The sequence below is a fragment of the Nonomuraea sp. NPDC001636 genome (assembly GCF_040298265.1).
GTDB lineage: Bacteria > Actinomycetota > Actinomycetes > Streptosporangiales > Streptosporangiaceae > Nonomuraea.
The window spans coordinates 26,018-42,099 of the sequence record NZ_JBEOZT010000001.1 but is presented as its reverse complement, the minus strand read 5'-3'; the positions used below and the strand labels follow the sequence as shown (position 1 = coordinate 42,099).

Annotated in this window: 14 protein-coding genes; 5 read left to right on the top strand and 9 right to left on the bottom strand. The window is 72.2% G+C overall.

Features of this window, described 5'->3' with window-relative positions:
• The first annotated feature begins 79 nt into the window (after nucleotides 1-79).
• From cofD to ABT158_RS00180, 4 genes are all read left to right on the top strand, one after another.
• A complete protein-coding gene (gene cofD, locus ABT158_RS00195) occupies nucleotides 80-1,018 on the top strand; it encodes a 2-phospho-L-lactate transferase (protein ID WP_352349232.1) in 939 nt (312 codons plus the stop codon).
• On the top strand, nucleotides 1,015-2,286 hold the full coding sequence (locus ABT158_RS00190) for a coenzyme F420-0:L-glutamate ligase (RefSeq protein WP_352349230.1): 1,272 nt from the start codon (nucleotides 1,015-1,017) through the stop codon (nucleotides 2,284-2,286). The genes cofD and ABT158_RS00190 overlap by 4 nt, the downstream gene beginning before the upstream one ends.
• A 100-nt stretch (nucleotides 2,287-2,386) precedes the next feature.
• Nucleotides 2,387-3,124 carry a lytic polysaccharide monooxygenase gene (locus ABT158_RS00185; RefSeq protein ID WP_352349228.1) on the top strand — a complete coding sequence of 246 codons (738 nt, stop codon included), beginning with the start codon at nucleotides 2,387-2,389 and terminating at the stop codon, nucleotides 3,122-3,124.
• A 16-nt stretch (nucleotides 3,125-3,140) separates the two neighbouring features.
• Nucleotides 3,141-3,566, top strand: coding sequence for a DoxX family protein (locus ABT158_RS00180; RefSeq protein ID WP_352349226.1), 426 nt, complete (start codon nucleotides 3,141-3,143; stop codon nucleotides 3,564-3,566).
• A 32-nt stretch (nucleotides 3,567-3,598) separates the two neighbouring features.
• Here the strand turns inward: ABT158_RS00180 and ABT158_RS00175 are convergent, their stop codons facing one another.
• From ABT158_RS00175 to ABT158_RS00145, 7 genes are all read right to left on the bottom strand, one after another.
• The gene (locus ABT158_RS00175; RefSeq protein ID WP_352349224.1) at nucleotides 3,599-5,311 is read right to left on the bottom strand and encodes a substrate-binding and VWA domain-containing protein; all 1,713 of its coding nucleotides are present in this window, start codon (nucleotides 5,309-5,311) and stop codon (nucleotides 3,599-3,601) included.
• Nucleotides 5,312-5,427: 116 nt separating this feature from the next.
• Complete coding sequence (locus tag ABT158_RS00170; protein ID WP_352349222.1) at nucleotides 5,428-7,980, bottom strand: bifunctional FO biosynthesis protein CofGH; 2,553 nt, start codon at nucleotides 7,978-7,980, stop codon at nucleotides 5,428-5,430.
• A gap of 51 nt (nucleotides 7,981-8,031) precedes the next feature.
• A complete protein-coding gene (locus ABT158_RS00165; protein WP_352350463.1) occupies nucleotides 8,032-8,925 on the bottom strand; it encodes a DNA-3-methyladenine glycosylase family protein in 894 nt (297 codons plus the stop codon).
• Between the two features lie 99 nt (nucleotides 8,926-9,024).
• Nucleotides 9,025-10,104, bottom strand: a complete 1,080-nt coding sequence (manB, locus tag ABT158_RS00160; RefSeq protein WP_502911458.1) for a mannose-1-phosphate guanylyltransferase — start codon at nucleotides 10,102-10,104, stop codon at nucleotides 9,025-9,027.
• 32 nt (nucleotides 10,105-10,136) lie between these two features.
• Nucleotides 10,137-11,255 (bottom strand): glycosyltransferase family 4 protein, encoded by a 1,119-nt coding sequence (locus tag ABT158_RS00155; RefSeq protein WP_352349218.1) that lies wholly within the window; start codon nucleotides 11,253-11,255, stop codon nucleotides 10,137-10,139.
• 97 nt (nucleotides 11,256-11,352) lie between these two features.
• Nucleotides 11,353-12,261, bottom strand: a complete 909-nt coding sequence (locus ABT158_RS00150) for a lysylphosphatidylglycerol synthase domain-containing protein (protein ID WP_352349216.1) — start codon at nucleotides 12,259-12,261, stop codon at nucleotides 11,353-11,355.
• The gene (locus ABT158_RS00145) at nucleotides 12,258-13,085 is read right to left on the bottom strand and encodes a class I SAM-dependent methyltransferase (RefSeq protein ID WP_352349215.1); all 828 of its coding nucleotides are present in this window, start codon (nucleotides 13,083-13,085) and stop codon (nucleotides 12,258-12,260) included. The genes ABT158_RS00150 and ABT158_RS00145 overlap by 4 nt, the downstream gene beginning before the upstream one ends.
• Before the next feature lie 90 nt (nucleotides 13,086-13,175).
• On the opposite strand from ABT158_RS00145, the gene ABT158_RS00140 reads away from it, so the two are divergent.
• A complete protein-coding gene (locus ABT158_RS00140; RefSeq protein ID WP_352349213.1) occupies nucleotides 13,176-14,135 on the top strand; it encodes a lysylphosphatidylglycerol synthase transmembrane domain-containing protein in 960 nt (319 codons plus the stop codon).
• On the opposite strand, the gene ABT158_RS00135 is transcribed toward ABT158_RS00140, so the two are convergent.
• Together ABT158_RS00135 and ABT158_RS00130 are read right to left on the bottom strand one after the other, a co-directional pair.
• On the bottom strand, nucleotides 14,036-15,100 hold the full coding sequence (locus ABT158_RS00135) for a glycosyltransferase family 4 protein (protein ID WP_352349211.1): 1,065 nt from the start codon (nucleotides 15,098-15,100) through the stop codon (nucleotides 14,036-14,038). The genes ABT158_RS00140 and ABT158_RS00135 overlap by 100 nt on opposite strands.
• Nucleotides 15,101-15,103: 3 nt before the next feature.
• Nucleotides 15,104-16,033: a glycosyltransferase family 2 protein gene (locus ABT158_RS00130; RefSeq protein ID WP_352349209.1), complete on the bottom strand. Its 930-nt coding sequence runs from the start codon at nucleotides 16,031-16,033 to the stop codon at nucleotides 15,104-15,106.
• Nucleotides 16,034-16,082: the final 49 nt, after the last annotated feature.

Sequence of the window (16,082 nt, the reverse complement as noted above, 5' to 3'; positions counted from 1 at the left end):
CTGGAACTTCATTGCTCCGAAGTGGGGCAGAACCACTCCCCCCACGGGGATGTCGGACGCCGATGGAAGACTGGGGCGCATGCACATCGTGTCACTCGCCGGCGGCATCGGCGGCGCCCGTTTCCTGCGCGGTCTGCGCGCCACCGCACCCGACGCCTCGATCACCGTCATCGGCAACACGGGCGACGACATCACCCTGTTCGGCCTGCGGGTCTGCCCCGACCTCGACACCGTCATGTACACCCTGGGCGGCGGCATCGACGAGGAGCAGGGCTGGGGCCGGGCCGAGGAGTCCCACGTCGTCAAGGAGGAACTGGCCGCCTACGGGGTCGAGCCGCAGTGGTTCGGGCTCGGCGACCGCGACTTCGCCACCCACATCGTCCGCTCGCAGATGCTGGAGGCGGGCTATCCGCTCTCGCAGATCACCGAGGCCCTGTGCGTGCGCTGGCAGCCGGGCGTACGGCTGCTGCCGATGACCGACGACCGGTGCGAGACGCACGTGGTGATCTCCGACGAGCGCGGCAAGCGGGCCGTGCACTTCCAGGAGTGGTGGGTGCGCCTGCGCGCCTCGGTCCCGGCCGAGTCGTTCGCGCTTGTGGGGGTCGAGAGCGCCAAGCCCGCGCCGGGCGTGCTCGAGGCGATCGAGCAGGCCGACGTGGTCATCCTGCCGCCGTCCAACCCGGTGGTGAGCATCGGCACGATCCTGCAGGTTCCGGGCATCCGCGAGGCGGTCGGGGCCAAGACCGTGGTCGGCGTCTCCCCCATCATCGGCGGCGCGCCCGTGCGCGGCATGGCCGACGCCTGCCTGACGGCCATCGGGGTCGAGACCTCGGCCCAGGCCGTCCTCGACCTTTACGGCGCCGGCCTGGTCGACGGCTGGCTGGTGGCCGAGGAGGACTCCGGGGTGGCGCTCGACGGCGTGCGCGTGGTGTCCCGCCCGATCCTCATGCACGACGCCGAGGCGGCCGCCGACATCGCCCGCACGGCGCTCGACCTGGCGCTGGAGCTGGCCCGATGAGCTCACGACGGGTCGAGGTGATCGCCGTCACCGGCATCGGCGAGGTCCGGCCGGGCGACGACGTGGCCGCCCTGCTCAAGGACGCCGACCTGCGCGACGGCGACATCGTGGTGGTCACCTCCAAGATCGTCAGCAAGGCCGAGGGGCGCGTCCGCCAGGCGCCCGACCGCGCGAGCGCGATCGAGGAGGAGACCGAGCGGGTCGTCGCCAGGCGCGGCGACACGGTGATCGTCCAGACCCGACACGGTTTCGTCATGGCCGCGGCCGGGGTCGACGCCTCCAACACCGAGCCGGGCACCGTCCTGCTGCTGCCCGAGGACCCCGACGCCTCGGCGGCGCGGATCAGGGCCGGGCTGGGCGCGCGGGTGGGGGTGATCGTCTCCGACACGTTCGGGCGTCCGTGGCGCAACGGGCTGACCGACGTGGCGATCGGCGCCGCCGGGGTGCGCCCGCTCGACGACTTCCGCGGCTCCTCCGACCCCTACGGCAACGAGCTCGGCGCCACCGTCACCGCGCTGGCCGACGAGATCGCGAGCGCGGCCGAGCTGGTCAAGGGCAAGCTCGACGGCGTTCCCGCGGCGATCGTGCGCGGTCTGGCCCATCTGGTGACCGACGACGACGGTCCGGGGGTCAGGCCGCTGGTCCGCCCGGCCGACGAGGACATGTTCCGCTTCGGCGCCCGCGACGTCGTGTTCGCCCGCCGTACCATCAGGGAGTTCGCCGACCGGCCGGTCGACGGCGAGGCGGTGCGCAGGGCGGTGGCCGCGGGCATCGCGGCGCCGGCGCCGCACCACACGACCCCGTGGCGGTTCGTGCTGGTCGAGTCGGCGCAGGCCCGCACCGAGCTGCTCGACGCCATGCGGGAGGCGTGGATCGACGACCTGCGCGGCGACGGGTTCACCGAGCAGTCGATCGCCAAGCGGGTCAAACGCGGCGACGTCCTGCGCAACGCCCCCTATCTGGTCGTGCCGTGCCTGGTGATGGAGGGCTCGCACACCTACCGCGACGACCGCCGCAACGCCTCCGAGCGGGAGATGTTCGTCGTGGCGACGGGCGCCGGCGTGCAGAACTTTCTGATCCAGCTCGCGGTCGAGGGGCTGGGCTCGGCGTGGGTGTCCTCCACGATGTTCTGCCGGCCGGTGGTCAGGCGGGTGCTCGACCTGCCGGAGTCCTGGGACCCGATGGGCTGCGTGGCGATCGGGCACGCCGCCGCGCCGCCGCGCGACCGCGCCCCCCGTGACCCGCGCGATTTCATCGTGACGCGCTGAGCCTCTGACGAGAGTCTGGAAATCTGGTAAGCCAACCGTTTACCGTTAGGAAACTTTCCTTTACATTTGGACCATCCCCCCATGTAAAGGAGCCACTTCAATGCGAAGGACTCTCACGTTAGTCGCCGTGGCGGTGATCACCATCGCCACGGCGGTGTTCAACACCTCTCCCGCGTTCGCCCACGGTTATGTGAACTCGCCGCCCAGCAGGCAGGCGTTCTGCGCCCAGGGCAAGGTGCCCGACTGCGGCCAGATCGTCTACGAGCCGCAGAGTGTGGAGGGCCCGAAGGGCCTGCGGAGCTGCAACGCCAATCTCGGGCAGTTCGCTCAGCTCAGCGACGAGAGCAAGCCGTGGCCGGCCACCTCCGTGGGCAACTCGGTGACCTTCACCTGGACGTTCACCGCCAGGCACGCCACGCTCAACTACGAGTACTACATCGGCGGCACCCGGGTCGCGGTCTTCAACGGCAACGGCCAGCAGCCGCCCTCGACGATCTCCCACACCGTCAACCTCTCCGGCTACTCCGGCCGCCAGAAGGTGCTGGCGATCTGGAACATCTCCGACACCTCCAACGCCTTCTACTCCTGCATCGACCTGCAGATCGGCGGCGGCGGGCAGCCGACCCCCACCCCCACCCCGACCGTGACCCCCACCCCCACCCCGACCCCGACCCCGACGCCGACCACGACGGCCTCGGGCACCTGGAAGGCCGGCACGGCCTACACCACGGGCAGCACGGTCACCTACAACGGCGTCTCCTACCGGTGCCTGCAGCCCCACACGGCCATCGCGGGCTGGGAGCCGCCGAACGTCCCGGCGCTCTGGCAGCGGATCTGAGGGTCTGGACAGGCCGATGACCAAGCTTCGTGACGCCGCGCTGTCGCTGTTCCGCATCGTGGTGGGGCTGCTGTTCGCCTGCCACGGGGCCGCCACTCTGTTCGGCGTACTCGGCGGCCCGTACGGCGGAACGACCCCGTCCGTAGGCCAATGGCCCGACTGGTGGGCGGGGGTGATCGAGCTCGGCGCGGGCGGCCTCGTCCTCATCGGGCTCGCCACCCGCGTCGCCGCCCTGCTCTGCTCGGGCACGATGGCCTACGCCTACTTCACCGTCCACCTGCCCAAGGGCCTGTTCCCGTTGCAGAACGGGGGCGAGACCGCGGCCATGTTCTCGTGGTCGTTCCTGATGCTGGCGCTGCTCGGCAGCGGCGCGTGGTCGCTGGACAAGCTCGTGTCCCGCCTCCACCACCGCGGCGAGAACGCCACCGTGCACCAGATGTAGGCCGGAGGGGGTGCCGGGCGACCGGCATCCCCTCAGGCGGCCGGCTTGCAGGTGGGATGGCAGAGCCTGCGGGCCAGCGCGCCGAGGAAGACGTCGATGATCTCCCCGGGCTCCTGCGCCTCGTGCAGCGAGCCGTTCGTGGCCGCCGCGATCTGCGACAGGCTGCCGCGGTCCACGTCCTTGCCGAACGCGATGATGACGATCTGGACGGGCTTGTCCGGGTCCCATTCCTTCCGCAGGGCGTCGAGAAGCCGCGGGAGCTTGACGCCCTTGCCGTCGTCCTTGCCGGCGGTGATCACCAGCAGCGTGTTGTTCATGTCGTCGCGGTAGTCGCCGCTCATCCTGCGGAACCCGGCCAGTATCGCGTCGTAGAGCGAGCTGTCCAGGTCGGGGTGGGGGGCGATCGTGCTGGTCAGCTCGTCGAGGACGCTGCGCCGCAGCACCTGGCCCGACTCCGGCTCGCTGATCGGGCCGAGGCTGACCCGCTGCCGGTAGCTGCGGAGGTTGCCCACCTTGTCGGCGAACTCCCACATGCCCATGTGCGTGGAGTTCGGGAAGAGCTGCAGCCCGATCTTGGCCGCGGCCAGCGCGATGCGCACCTTCGTGCTGCCGTTCAGCGGCTCGGCCATGTGCTTGGAGGTGTCGGCCAGCACGAGGATGTTGGTCGGCGGCGCCAGCCTGCTCCAGGCGCGCAGCGCCTCGTCGATGTCCTGCTGCGACACCGACGGCCTGGTCTTCGGCGCCTCCGGCGGGAGCTGCGGCCCCGGCGGGAGCGGCCCCAGCCGGCCGTCGCCCGACCTGAACCCGGCCCGCCGGACGATCTCCTGGGCCTGGCCGCCCTTCAGCCAGTCGGCGAAGGCGGTGGACGCCTCCGCGACGCCGGGATCGGCCGCCGTGACGACGTAGGGATAATCGAGGTCGATCGTGCCCTCGCGCGGGTGCAGCGCGACGACCGGGTCGGGCGAGGGCACCCGGTTGTGGTTCCACACCGACTGCTCGGGGACGATGACCACCGGCCGCTGCCAGAACCCGCGGTCGTCCACGGCGTCGAGCATGCTGCGGTAGTCGGGCGCCGACCCGGCCTGCGCCCAGCGCACGAACGCCGTCAGCGCCTTGTCGGCGGCCGGCCCGGTGCCCACGACGTCCCTGGCCGCGGCCACGGTCGCGATCCCCGCGCCCACCAGCGACGGGTCGGGCACCCGTACCACGTCGGGCTCGCCCGAGCTGGGCGTCAGCCGCCCGCGCACGGTCGGCGGGAAGACCATCCGCCAGTTCATCTCGGTCCCGCCGACCGAGAAGCGCCGGGCCAGCGACGAGCGCGTGGCGAACACCAGCGGCGAGGTGGCCACCACGGTCTCCCCCGCGGGCAGCGAGCTCGCGCCCTGGCTGCGGGCCAGCCTGATCCAGGCCGAGGAGTCGGCGATCCAGCCGTCGGGACGTTCGCGCAGCACGCCGGCCCGGTCACCGATCAGCGTGCGCAGCACGGTGGCCGACGGCTGCTCGGTCACCTGGACCAGCACGCAGCGCCCGCCGACCGACGCCTTGGTCTCGTTGAAGCGCCCGGCGGCCTCCATGACCGCCGGCGCCACGTCCACGGCGGCGGCCACGCTGACCAGAACAGGATCTCGTGACACGCACAGGGCGGGACCGCCGCCGAGCACCACGTACAGGCTGCCGGCGGCGACGGCCACGGCGGCGAGGCCGGCCAGCATGCCCCGTTGGAGCGCCTTCCTGCGTCGCTGCACGGGAGGCAGCGCGGCACGGTGTCGACCCAACCGCACGATGAACCTCTCTCCAGTGGAGTGATGATTCTTCCAGTGCCTCCCATACCGGGCGCAACCCTTGTTAGAACTTGTTACAACTATGCCATCGGCAAGATTCTTCTCACGCTCTGGCACACCCCGTCGCTCGCCTGCGCGGCGGCCAGCCGTTCGGCCGTGGGGGTGCCGTACTCGGTGGTGCGCTGGCGTACCGGCCTGCCGGTGACCTCGACCATCTCGCGCAGTTCGCTGATCGTCTTGTACGAGCCGTTCTCCGAGCCCGCCATCCGGCTGATCGTCTCCTCCATGAGGGTGCCGCCGAGGTCGTTCACGCCGCCCCGGAGCACCTGGCGGCACAGGTCGTCCTGGAGCTTGACCCACGAGCACTGGATGTTGGAAATCGCGCCGTGCAGCAGGATCCTGGCCAGGGCGTGCACCGCGCGGTTCTCCTGGGCGGTGGGGCCGGGCCGGGCGATGCCGGCCAGGTAGATCGGGGCGCTGGTGTGCACGAACGGCAGCAGCACGAACTCCGAGAACCCGCCGGTCTGCTCCTGCAGCCGCCTGATCAGCTTGATGTGCCTGACCCAGTGCAGGTGGTGGTCCACGTGGCCGTACATCATCGTGGACGTCGTCGGGATGCCGACCTCGTGGGCCGTGGTGATGACCTCGATCCACTCCTTGGCCGGCAGCTTGCCCTTGGTCAGCACCCAGCGCACGTCGTCGTCGAGGATCTCGGCCGCCGTGCCGGGCAGCGAGTCCACCCCGGCTTCCTTGGCGGCCTCCAGCCAGTCGCGAATGGACAGGTTCGTCCGGGAGGCTCCGTTGATGACCTCCATCGGGGAGAACGCGTGCACGTGCATGCCGGGCGTCCTGGCCTTGACCGCCCTGGCGATGTCGAAGTAGGCGGTTCCCGGCAGGTCGGGATGGATGCCGCCCTGCATGCACACCTCGGTCGCGCCCGCCGCCCACGCCTCCTCGGCCCGGTCGGCCACCTGGTCCAGGCTCAGCGTGTACGCGTCGGCGTCGGTCCTGCGCTGGGCGAAGGCGCAGAAGCGGCAGCCGGTGTAGCAGACGTTGGTGAAGTTGATGTTCCGGTTGACGACGTAGGTGACCTCGTCGCCGACGGCCTGCGCGCGCAGCGCGTCGGCGATGGCCGCCAGCTCGTCCAGCGCCTCGCCCTCCGCGCCCAGCAGCGCGACGGCCTCGGCGTCGGTCAGCCCGGCGGGATCGGCCTCGGCCCGCCGGAGCGCCTGGCGCACGTCGCTCGGCGTCGAGGCGGCGATCGGGCCGAGGCGTTCGCGCAGGGCCGTCCAGTCGCCGTAGACGTGGTCGAAGTCGTCGCGCCGGTCGTTCGCCCGGCCCGTGGTGTCCACCTCGACGTGCAGGTCCACCCGGCCGGCGGCGGTGAACCCGCCGTCCGGCTCCTGCCAGGGACGGCCCTGCGGCACGGCGTCCTCGCGGGCGAGCCCGGTGTCGGGGTCGGCCAGGGCCTCGACGTGCGCGAACAGCCGCGGGTCCAGCCAGGGCTCGCCGGCCCGCACGTACTCGGGGTAGATCGTCAAGCGTTCCCGCAGGTCGAAGCCGGATTCGGCGGTACGCGCCGCCAGGTCGTCGATCTGCGGCCAGGGGCGTTCGGGGTTCACGTGGTCGGGGGTCAGGGGCGAGACGCCGCCCCAGTCGTCGATGCCGGCGCGGATCATGAGCGCGTACTCGGAGTCGACCAGGTTGGGCGGGGCCTGGAGGCGGACGCGGGGGCCGAGGACCAGGCGCGCGACGGCGATCGTGGCCGCGAGCTCGTGCAGGTCGGCGTCCGGCAGGCCGCGCATGGCCGTGTCCGGCTTGGCGCGGAAGTTCTGGACGATGACCTCCTGGATGCCGCCGTACTCGCGGGCGACCTTCCGGACGGCGAAGATCGACTCGGCCCGGTCCTCGACGGTCTCGCCGATGCCGATGAGGATCCCGGTCGTGAACGGCACGTTGCTGCGGCCGGCGTCCTCCAGCACGCGCAGCCGCACCGCCGGGTCCTTGTCGGGGGAGCCGTAGTGCGGCTGCCCCTTCTCCTCGAACAGCCGCCGCGAGGTGGTCTCCAGCATCATGCCCATCGACGGCGCGACCGGCTTGAGCCGCTGCAGGTCACGCCAGCTCAGCACACCGGGGTTGAGGTGCGGCAGCAGCCCGGTCTCCTCCAGCACCAGGATGGCCATGGCTCGCACGTAGGACAACGTGTCGTCATAGCCGTGCGCGTCCAGCCACTCGCGGGCCTGGTGCCAGCGATCCTCCGGCCGGTCCCCCAGCGTGAACAGCGCCTCCTTGCAGCCCATCGCCGCGCCCTGCCGGGCGATCTCCAGCACCTCGTCCGGGCTCAGGAAGGCCGACTCCAGCTTGTGCGGCGCGGTCGCGAACGTGCAGTAGCCGCAACGGTCCCGGCACAACCTGGTCAGCGGGATGAACACCTTCCTGCTGTAGGTGATCACCCCTTCCCGTCCGGCGGCCTTCAGCCCGGCGTCGCGCACGCGGGAGGCGTGGTCGAGCAGCGCGTCGAGCTGTTCGCCGCGCGCGTGCAGCAGCACGACGGCCTCGGTGAGGTCGAGCGCCTTGCCGTCACGGGCACGGGCGAGGGCACGGCGAAGCGCGGAATCACTGACAAGACTCATAGAGGCACAGTACGCACCCCTGAGTTCGTGACGCGCACTCAGGGCGGGATGTCAGAAGGACCGGTAGTCGCGCGCGGCCATCCGCGGCCCCCGCGCGGGCGGGCGCAGACCGCTGAGCCAGACGAGCACCGCCGCCCGGTGCCGATGCCCCCGGTACGGCTCCAGCAGCCGCATCATCCCCTGGTCGTCGGTCTTCTCCCCGGTCAGCGCGTAGCCGACCAGTTTGGCCAGGTGGAAGTCCCCCACGCTCACCGCGTCGGCGTCGCCGAAGACCCGCTGGCGCACCTCGGCCGACGTCCAGACGCCGATGCCGGGCAGGGCCCGCAGCAGCCGGTCGAGCTCGTCCGTGGTGGCCGCGGCCTCCAGCTTGGCGGCGTGCCAGGCGGCGTTGGCGATCGTCCGGGCCCGGACGGCCTCCGCGCCCGCCCGGTGCCAGTGCCAGCTCGGGATCTGCCGCCACACGACCGGCTCGGGCGGCACCCGCATGCCGTCGGGGGCGGGGCCGGGGGCGGGCTCGCCGTAGTGGCGCAGCAGGTAGCGCCAGGCCCGCCACGCCTCCCGGCCGACGACCTTCTGCTCCAGCACCGCGGGCACCAGCGCCTCCATGACCCGCCCGGTACGCCCGATGCGCAGCCCCGCGTGCTTGCGCGCGACGTCCGCCAGCACGTCGTGCCGGACGCGGAAGCCCGAGACGTCGTCGAGCGCGCCGAGCAGGGCGGGCAGGGTCTCCAGCGACCATCCGGCGCCCGGCCCCCACGCCTGGGCCCGCACGGCCGCGGCCGTCACGGTCACCCGCAGCGTGCTCGGGCCGTCGGGGGTGCGGCAGGCGCGCCAGATCGAGCCGTCGGGGGTGCGGCGCCAGGCGGGATCGCCGGTGCCGCGCCGGTGGGGGCCGAGGGCCAGCTCCACGTCGAGCGGCCCGTCGGGCTCCCACCTGCGTTCCATCACCCGTCCAGTCTGCCGCGCGGCGGCGGGTGGTCGCTCACCCGCGCGGCCCCGCGGGACGGGTCACACGTCGCTCATCCGCGCGGCCCGGCGGGCGGGTCACACGTCGCTGGAGTAGCGGACCGCGCGCTCGGGCAGCTCGACGCCCGGCCAGACGCGTACCCCGCCCTGCAGCTCGTTGCCCGGCCCGACCACCGCGCCGTCACCGATCACCGCGTCGCGCACGACCGTGCCGGCGCAGATCCGGGCGCCCTTGCCCACGACCGAGTCGCTCACCGTGGCTCCCGCCTCGATGACGCTGTCGTCGCACAACACCGAGCCCACCACGGACGCGCCCGCCTCGACGACGGCCCGCGCGCCGACGGTGGTGCCGCCCTGGACCTTGGCCTCGGCCGAGATCTTCGCCCCGTCGAGTGCGAGGTGCTCGCCCTGCGGGCCGGGCAGCGCCGGCGAGTCGAGCCGCCCGAGCACCAGGTCGCGCGAGCCCTTCACGAACGCGGCCGGCGTGCCCACGTCGAGCCAGTACGTGCGGTCGGCGTAGCCCAGCACCAGCTCGCCGGAGTCGATCAGCCCGGGGAACGTCTCGCGCTCCACGGAGACGACCTCGCCGCGCGGGATCGAGTCGATCACCGAGCGGGTGAAGACGTAGCAGCCGGCGTTGATGCGGTTGGTGACCGGGTTGGGGGTCTTCTCCAGGAACGCGGTGACCCGTCCGGACTCGTCGGTCGGCACGCAGCCGAACCGCGTCGGGTCGTCCACCTCCGTCAGGTGGAGCGTCACGGCGGCGCCGCGCTCGCAGTGGGTGCGGACCTGGTCGCCGATGTCGTGGCCGGACAGGATGTCGCCGTTGAGGATGAGCACCGGGTCGGAGGGCCCGCAGGTGAGCGCCTCGGCGGCGTTGCGGATGGCCCCGCCGGTGCCGAGCGGCGTCTCCTCGGTCATGTATTCGAGCGAGAGCCCGAGTGCCGACCCGTCACCGAAGGCGGGCTCGAACATCGCCGCCTTGTACGAGGTCGCGAACACGATCCGGCGCACGCCGAAGGACCGGGCACGGGCGAGTTGGTGGGCCAGGAACGGCACTCCGGCGGTCGGCAGCAGCGGCTTGGGCGTGCCCAGTGTCAGCGGACGCAGGCGTGTGCCCTGCCCCCCGACCAGGAGGATCGCCTCGAGGTCTGGCAAAGAGCTCTCCATCACTCCGTGAGAGTAGCGAACTATTCGATTGCGCGTTGATAAGAGTTGAGATGCGCCTCCGCCGAGGCCTCCCAGGTGAATTCGCGTGCCCGCGCCCGCCCGGCCTCCTGCAACTGCCGCCTCCGGTCGGCGGAGGCGAGCAGCTCGCCCAGGGCGTCGGCGATGCTGTCCGCGTCCGGCTCAGTGTAGGCGACGGCGTCGCCGCCCACCTCGGGCAGCGAGGTGCGGTGGCTGGTGAGGACGGCCGCGCCGCAGGCCATGGCCTCCAGCACCGGCATGCCGAAGCCCTCGCCGCGGGAGGGGAACGCCACGACGAGCGCGCCGCCCAGGAACCCCGGCAGATCGGGCGCGCGCAGGTATCCCGGCCTGATCACCCGGACGGTGGCCTCGACCTCGCGGCAGGCGGCGTCGACGTCGTCCTCGTGCACGCCGCCGCCGAGCACCAGCGCGGGCGGCGTCTCCAGCCGCTTGACGGCGGCGGCGAAGCCGCGGATCAGGTTGGGCACGTTCTTGCGGGGGTCGAGGTTGCCGAGGAAGGCCACGTACGGCTGGCCGTGCAGCCCGCACCTGATGGCCGCCCGGCGCACCTCGTCCTCGCTCGGCGGGTGGAACTGGGCGAGGTCGACGCCGTGGTAGGCGACGTCGATACGGGTGGGGTCGGCCGACAACACGCGGACCAGCTCGTCCCTGGTCGCCTTCGACGGCACGATGACGCGCCGGGCGTGCCGGACGGCGGTGCGCGTGGCCGAGCGGAAGAACGCGGCCCTGGCCGGGCTGTGCTGCTCGGGCTCGGTGAACCAGGTCACGTCGTGCACCGTCACGACGGTCGGCAGGCCGGAGCGCAGCGGCATGGAGTAGTAGGGGGCGTGGATGACCTCGGCCCCCGTCTGGCGGGCGAGCAGCGGCACGCCGGTCTGCTCCCAGGCGAGCCGGGCGGCCCGGTTGGTGATGGCGACGGGGCCGGGGACGACACGGGCCGAAGGCGCCAGCCGCTGGTACCTTTCCGCGTCCGCACGCTGGCAGACCACGACGAGATCGGTCCCTGCCTGGTGGAGCGCGGCCACGAGCCCGTCCACGTACCGGATCAACGCACCACGGTCGGCGGGGACCGCGGCGGCATCGACGAGCACTCGAGGCATTACGTGGATCTTCTCCCCTCAAGATCGACGTGGGACCTGGCAAGTCCCCCCTCTTTGATTCAGCTTATGACCACCCTCCCCCAAATCGTGGGCCAAATCACACCGAGTCGCGACGTGCGGCAATTCCCGCCATACCTGCGCAGATCAGGTCACCGAGGATGATGACGATCCGGGAGCAGAGGGCCACCGCGATGGCCGCGCCGCTGTCGAGCACGGGGGCGAGCACCGCCACCATCGCCAGCTCGCGCACCCCGGCCCCGGCCGGCACGACGAAGGTCACGATGCCCAGGCACCACGACAGCGCGAAGGCCCCGACGGCGAACAGCAGGCCGCCCTGCGGCGCGACGAAGTAGAAGTGCACGCCGTAGGCCGTCCAGCCGGCCAGCGCCCAGCCGAGCGCGGTGAGCATGCCGCGGCGGGTCAGCGGGCGTTCCAGGGGCTCGCGCTTCAGCCTGCGCAGGCCGAAGCCGATGACGCCGTTGACGACCTTGGGCTCCAGCAGCACCAGCAGCAGCGGGATGAACAGCAGCACCCAGCCGAACCGGTGCCAGCCGAGCGTGACCAGCGTGACGAGCAGACCGCTGGCGATCTGGACGGGCATCATCAGGAAGAACGCCGCGGCGCTGCGCGGACGCGGTACGCCGAGGTCGCGGCCCATCTCCATCTGGGCGAGCACCGGCCAGACCGCGCCGGGGATGTACTTGCCGAGCTGGCCGACGAAGAACACCTTGGCGGCCGGCCGCAGCGGCAGCGGCGAGCCCAGGTCGGCCAGCAGCGTGCGCCAGGTGAGCATGGCCCCGAGCAGCGCGGCGACCACGGCGACGAGCGACCCGGCCAGCGCCGGCCACGACAGCCGGGCGAACCCGGCCACCACGGCGTCCCACTGTCTGGCCACCGCCCACGCGCCGAAGGCGAGCGCGACGGCGAGGAAGCCGAAGCGCAGCAGCCGGCGCGGCAGCGACCGCTTGGGGATCGCGCTCGCGCCGGTCTCGTCCACGAGGCTCACAGCGGCAGGACCCGCTCGGGCGGCTGCGGCAGCGCCGGCCCCGCGGGCCTGCGCGGGGTCTTGGTCGCCACCCACAGGTACGTCGGCACGACGGGCAGCAGCAGCCGCAGCACCTCGCGCGGCGCGCGGGCCAGCACGGCCTTGACCAGCCGGCCCGGCAGGCCGGGGAACAGCTCCGACCCGGCGAACCTGGTCGGCGTGGCCAGCACCGGGAACGTGTAGTCCCAGACGTGGAAGGCGCGCAACATCCGGCGCAGCCCCCGCCGGGTCCTGAACCGCTCGTAGTAGTGGTCGGCCCGGCCGAAGGCGCGCACGTAACGGTCGGCCAGCGCGGGCGGCAGGTACGACAGGAACGGCAGCTTGTAGTGGGGCTCGACGACCCCGAGCCGGTTGCCGAGCCCGAGGTAGAGCACCCCGGTGTCGGACAGCACGCGGTGCATCTCGGCCACCACGGCGTCGGGGTCGACCACGTGCTCGTAGATGTGGTTGAAGACCAGCACGTCGATCGACCCGTCGGGGAAGGGCAGCGCCGTGCCGTCGCCGCAGACGAACGCCACCCGCTCGCCGAACCGGTCGGCGGCCCTGCGCAGCCCCGGCACGTCGATGTCGATGCCCAGCGTGTGCTTGGCCCCGGCCTGGGCCAGCTCGTCGGCGATGAACCCGGCCGAGCAGCCGACGTCGCCCACGGTCAGCCCGCCGAGCGGCCCCTGGAAGTGCTCCAGCACGGCGATGATCTTCGCGGCCTTGCGGCGGCGTTTGTCCTCGTCGAGCATGGCCGACTGGAATTCGGAGTACTCGAGCTGCGCGACCCGTTGCTTGCCCACGTCGCCCAACAGTACCCGCGCCGCGGGCCTCGGCAGGCTGACCTGTCCCACATGCTGGCTCTCCCCCGGGCTCCCGCGTAGCCTGGGCTGATGTTGCGCCGCCTGCTGCGCGTCCTGCTCGCGCTGGTCGCCCTCGCCTTCCTCGGCTACGGCCTGGCGCGCAACTGGCACGACACCACGCAGGCCCTCTCCAGGCTGTCGCCGTGGGCGGTGCTCGGGGCGTTCGGCGCGGTGCTGGCCGGGCAGGTCTGCATGCTGGCGGCCTGGCGGCAGATCATGGCGGGGCTCGGCACGCGGCTGCCGCTGCGGGTGGCCGGACGGATCATGTTCGTGGGCCAGCTCGGCAAGTACATCCCGGGCGCGGTGTGGGCGTACGCGGCCATGATGGACCTCGGGCGCGACCACGGGAGCCCGCCGCGGCGCACGTTCGCCACGATCTCGCTCGGGCTGGTGGTCAACCTGGGCGTCGGCATCTCGATCGCCGCCGCCACGCTGAGCTCGCACGAGGCCGTCCGCCGGGCCTGGTACGTGGTGCTGCTCGTCCCGGTGATCATCGTGTGCCTGCATCCCAAGGTGCTCACCTGGGGGCTCAACCTGGCGCTGCGCATCGCCCGCAAGGAGCCGCTGGAGAGCGTGCTGCCCGGCCGCACGGTCGTCGTCACGGTGGCCTGGACCGCGCTCGGCTGGTTCGTCTACGGCCTGCACACCTGGCTGCTGTCCGGCCGCCCCGACCTCTACCTGGTGGCGACCGGCGCGTACGCGTTCGCCTGGTGCACCGGCATCCTGGCCTTCGTGGTGCCGGCCGGGGTGGGCGTGCGGGAGGGCGCGCTCGTGCTGGTGCTCGGGCCGGTCATCGGCACCGCTCCGGCCATCGCGGTGGCGATCGTGTCGCGGCTGGCGTTCACGCTGGCCGACGCGGTCGCCGCGGGGGCGGCGTTCCTGCTGGGCCGTCAGAGGGCGAGCAGCGCGCCCGCGTACGCGGCCCAGAACGGCTCGGGATCGACCGCCTTGACCCCCGACCGCAACCTCTCCGGCTCGCCCGAGGCGTAGAAGCGCTCGATCGCCGCGCGCAGCGCCCCGGCGTCGCCCGGCTCGACCAGCAGGCCGTCGACGCCGTCGGTTACGTGGTCGGCCAGCGCGCCCACCCGGGTGGCGATCACCGGCACGCCGTGCTCGTGGCCGAGCCAGACGTTCTGGCTGGCGGTGGCGCTGCGGTACGGCAGCACCAGCGCGTCGGCCGCGGCGAACAGCTTCGGCACGTCGGCGGCGGGGACGTACCCGGGCCGCAGCTCCACCCGCTCGGCCAGGCCCAGCTCGTCGATCAGTGCCTTGGTCTCGTCGAGGCCGCCCCAGAACTCGCCCGCCACGGTCAGCGAGATGCCCTCGGGCAGCGCCCGCAGTAGCAGGTCGAGCCCCTTGTACGGGCGTACCATCCCGAAGAACAACAACCGCCGGCGCACCCCGCCGGACTTCTCGGCCGACGTGGACGGCAGGTGCGGCGGCAGCCCCGCCACCCCGACCGGCTTGCCCGGCGCGAGCCCCCTGGCCAGCTCGGCCTGCTGCTCGGAGTGGGCCAGCACGCCGTCGACCCGCCGCAGCAGCGCCCTCATCAGCGGCTGGTCGTACGGCTTGCGCTCGTGCGGCAGGACGTTGTGGCAGAGCGCGACCGTCCGGACCTTACCCCCGGTCCCGGACAGGATCCCCAGGTACGGAGGAACCTGGACGGAGCTCAGCACCGCCAGCACCACCAGGTCGGCCGTGCGCAACCGGCGTCCCGCCGCGTACCACCCGTCGGGCCGCCGCCAGTCGAGCCGCCGCGCGGTCCGCGGGTACGGCGTGCCCTCGGGCTCGGAGATCGTCTGCTGACCGGGGTAGAGGAACGACGGGTACTGGGCCCGCCACGACTCGATCACCACGTCGTGGCCCTGGGCCGCCAGCCGGTGCGCCAGCTCGGTGGTGTGCTGCGCCCCGCCCCCCTTGTACGGATGGGTCGGGCCGACGATCGCGATGCGCACGCGCTATTCCCCCCGCGACCGCACGATCAGGTCGGCCAGCAGCGCCACCGAGCCGATCAGCAGGCCCGACAGGAAGATCATGACGGTGTTGGCCGGGAAGTAGAACGGCTGCCGGATCATGTCCCAGACGCCCTTCACGAGCCCGATCGCCACCAGCCACAGCGCGGGCGGCATGAGCACCTTGAGCGGGTTGAAGTACATGATCATCCGCAGCACCTGCAGGATGTAGCGGTAGGCGTCGGAGACGAAGCTGAACTTCGACGTGCCGGCCCGCTTGGCGTACTCGATGGGCAGGTAGTAGACGTCGTGCTGGTTGGACAGGAACGACAGCGTGATCGTCGTGACGCAGGAGAACCCGGGTGGCAGCAGCCGCAGGTAGGGGCGGGCCACCGACTTGCGGAAGGCGCGCAGCCCCGAGTTGAGGTCGGGGATCTTCTGCCCGGCGAGCTTCTCGGCCACCTTGCGGATCACCCACTTGGCCGGCACCCGCAGGATCTTGTGCGACCCCTCCTCGGTGGTGCGCGCGCCGACGACCTGGTCGACCGTCTGGTCCTTCTCCAGGATCTGGACCAGCTCGGGGATGCGCTCGTTGGGGTAGGTCATGTCGGCGTCGGTCCAGACGACGATCTCGCCCCTGGCCTCCTGCGTGCCGATGCGGCGCACGGTGCCCGAGCCGCCGTTGCGGTGGAAGGCGCGGATGCGCAGGTGGGGGTAGTCGGGCGCGGCCTCTTCGAGCCGGGCCAGGGTCTGGTCGGTCGAGCAGTCGTCGACGGCGACCAGCTCGTAGGTGTAGCCGCTGGAGTCCATCGCCCGCGTGATGCGCTCGACCTCGTCGATGACGTGGTCCTGCTCGTTGTAGCAGGGCAGGACGATCGTGACGTACGGCGCTTCTTCCACGGCAGGTCCACTCTTGGGGGTCTCAAGCGTGCTCACGGGGGTCGAGGGTACTCTGCCCCGCTGGAAGCCGAGTCCACATCGACGG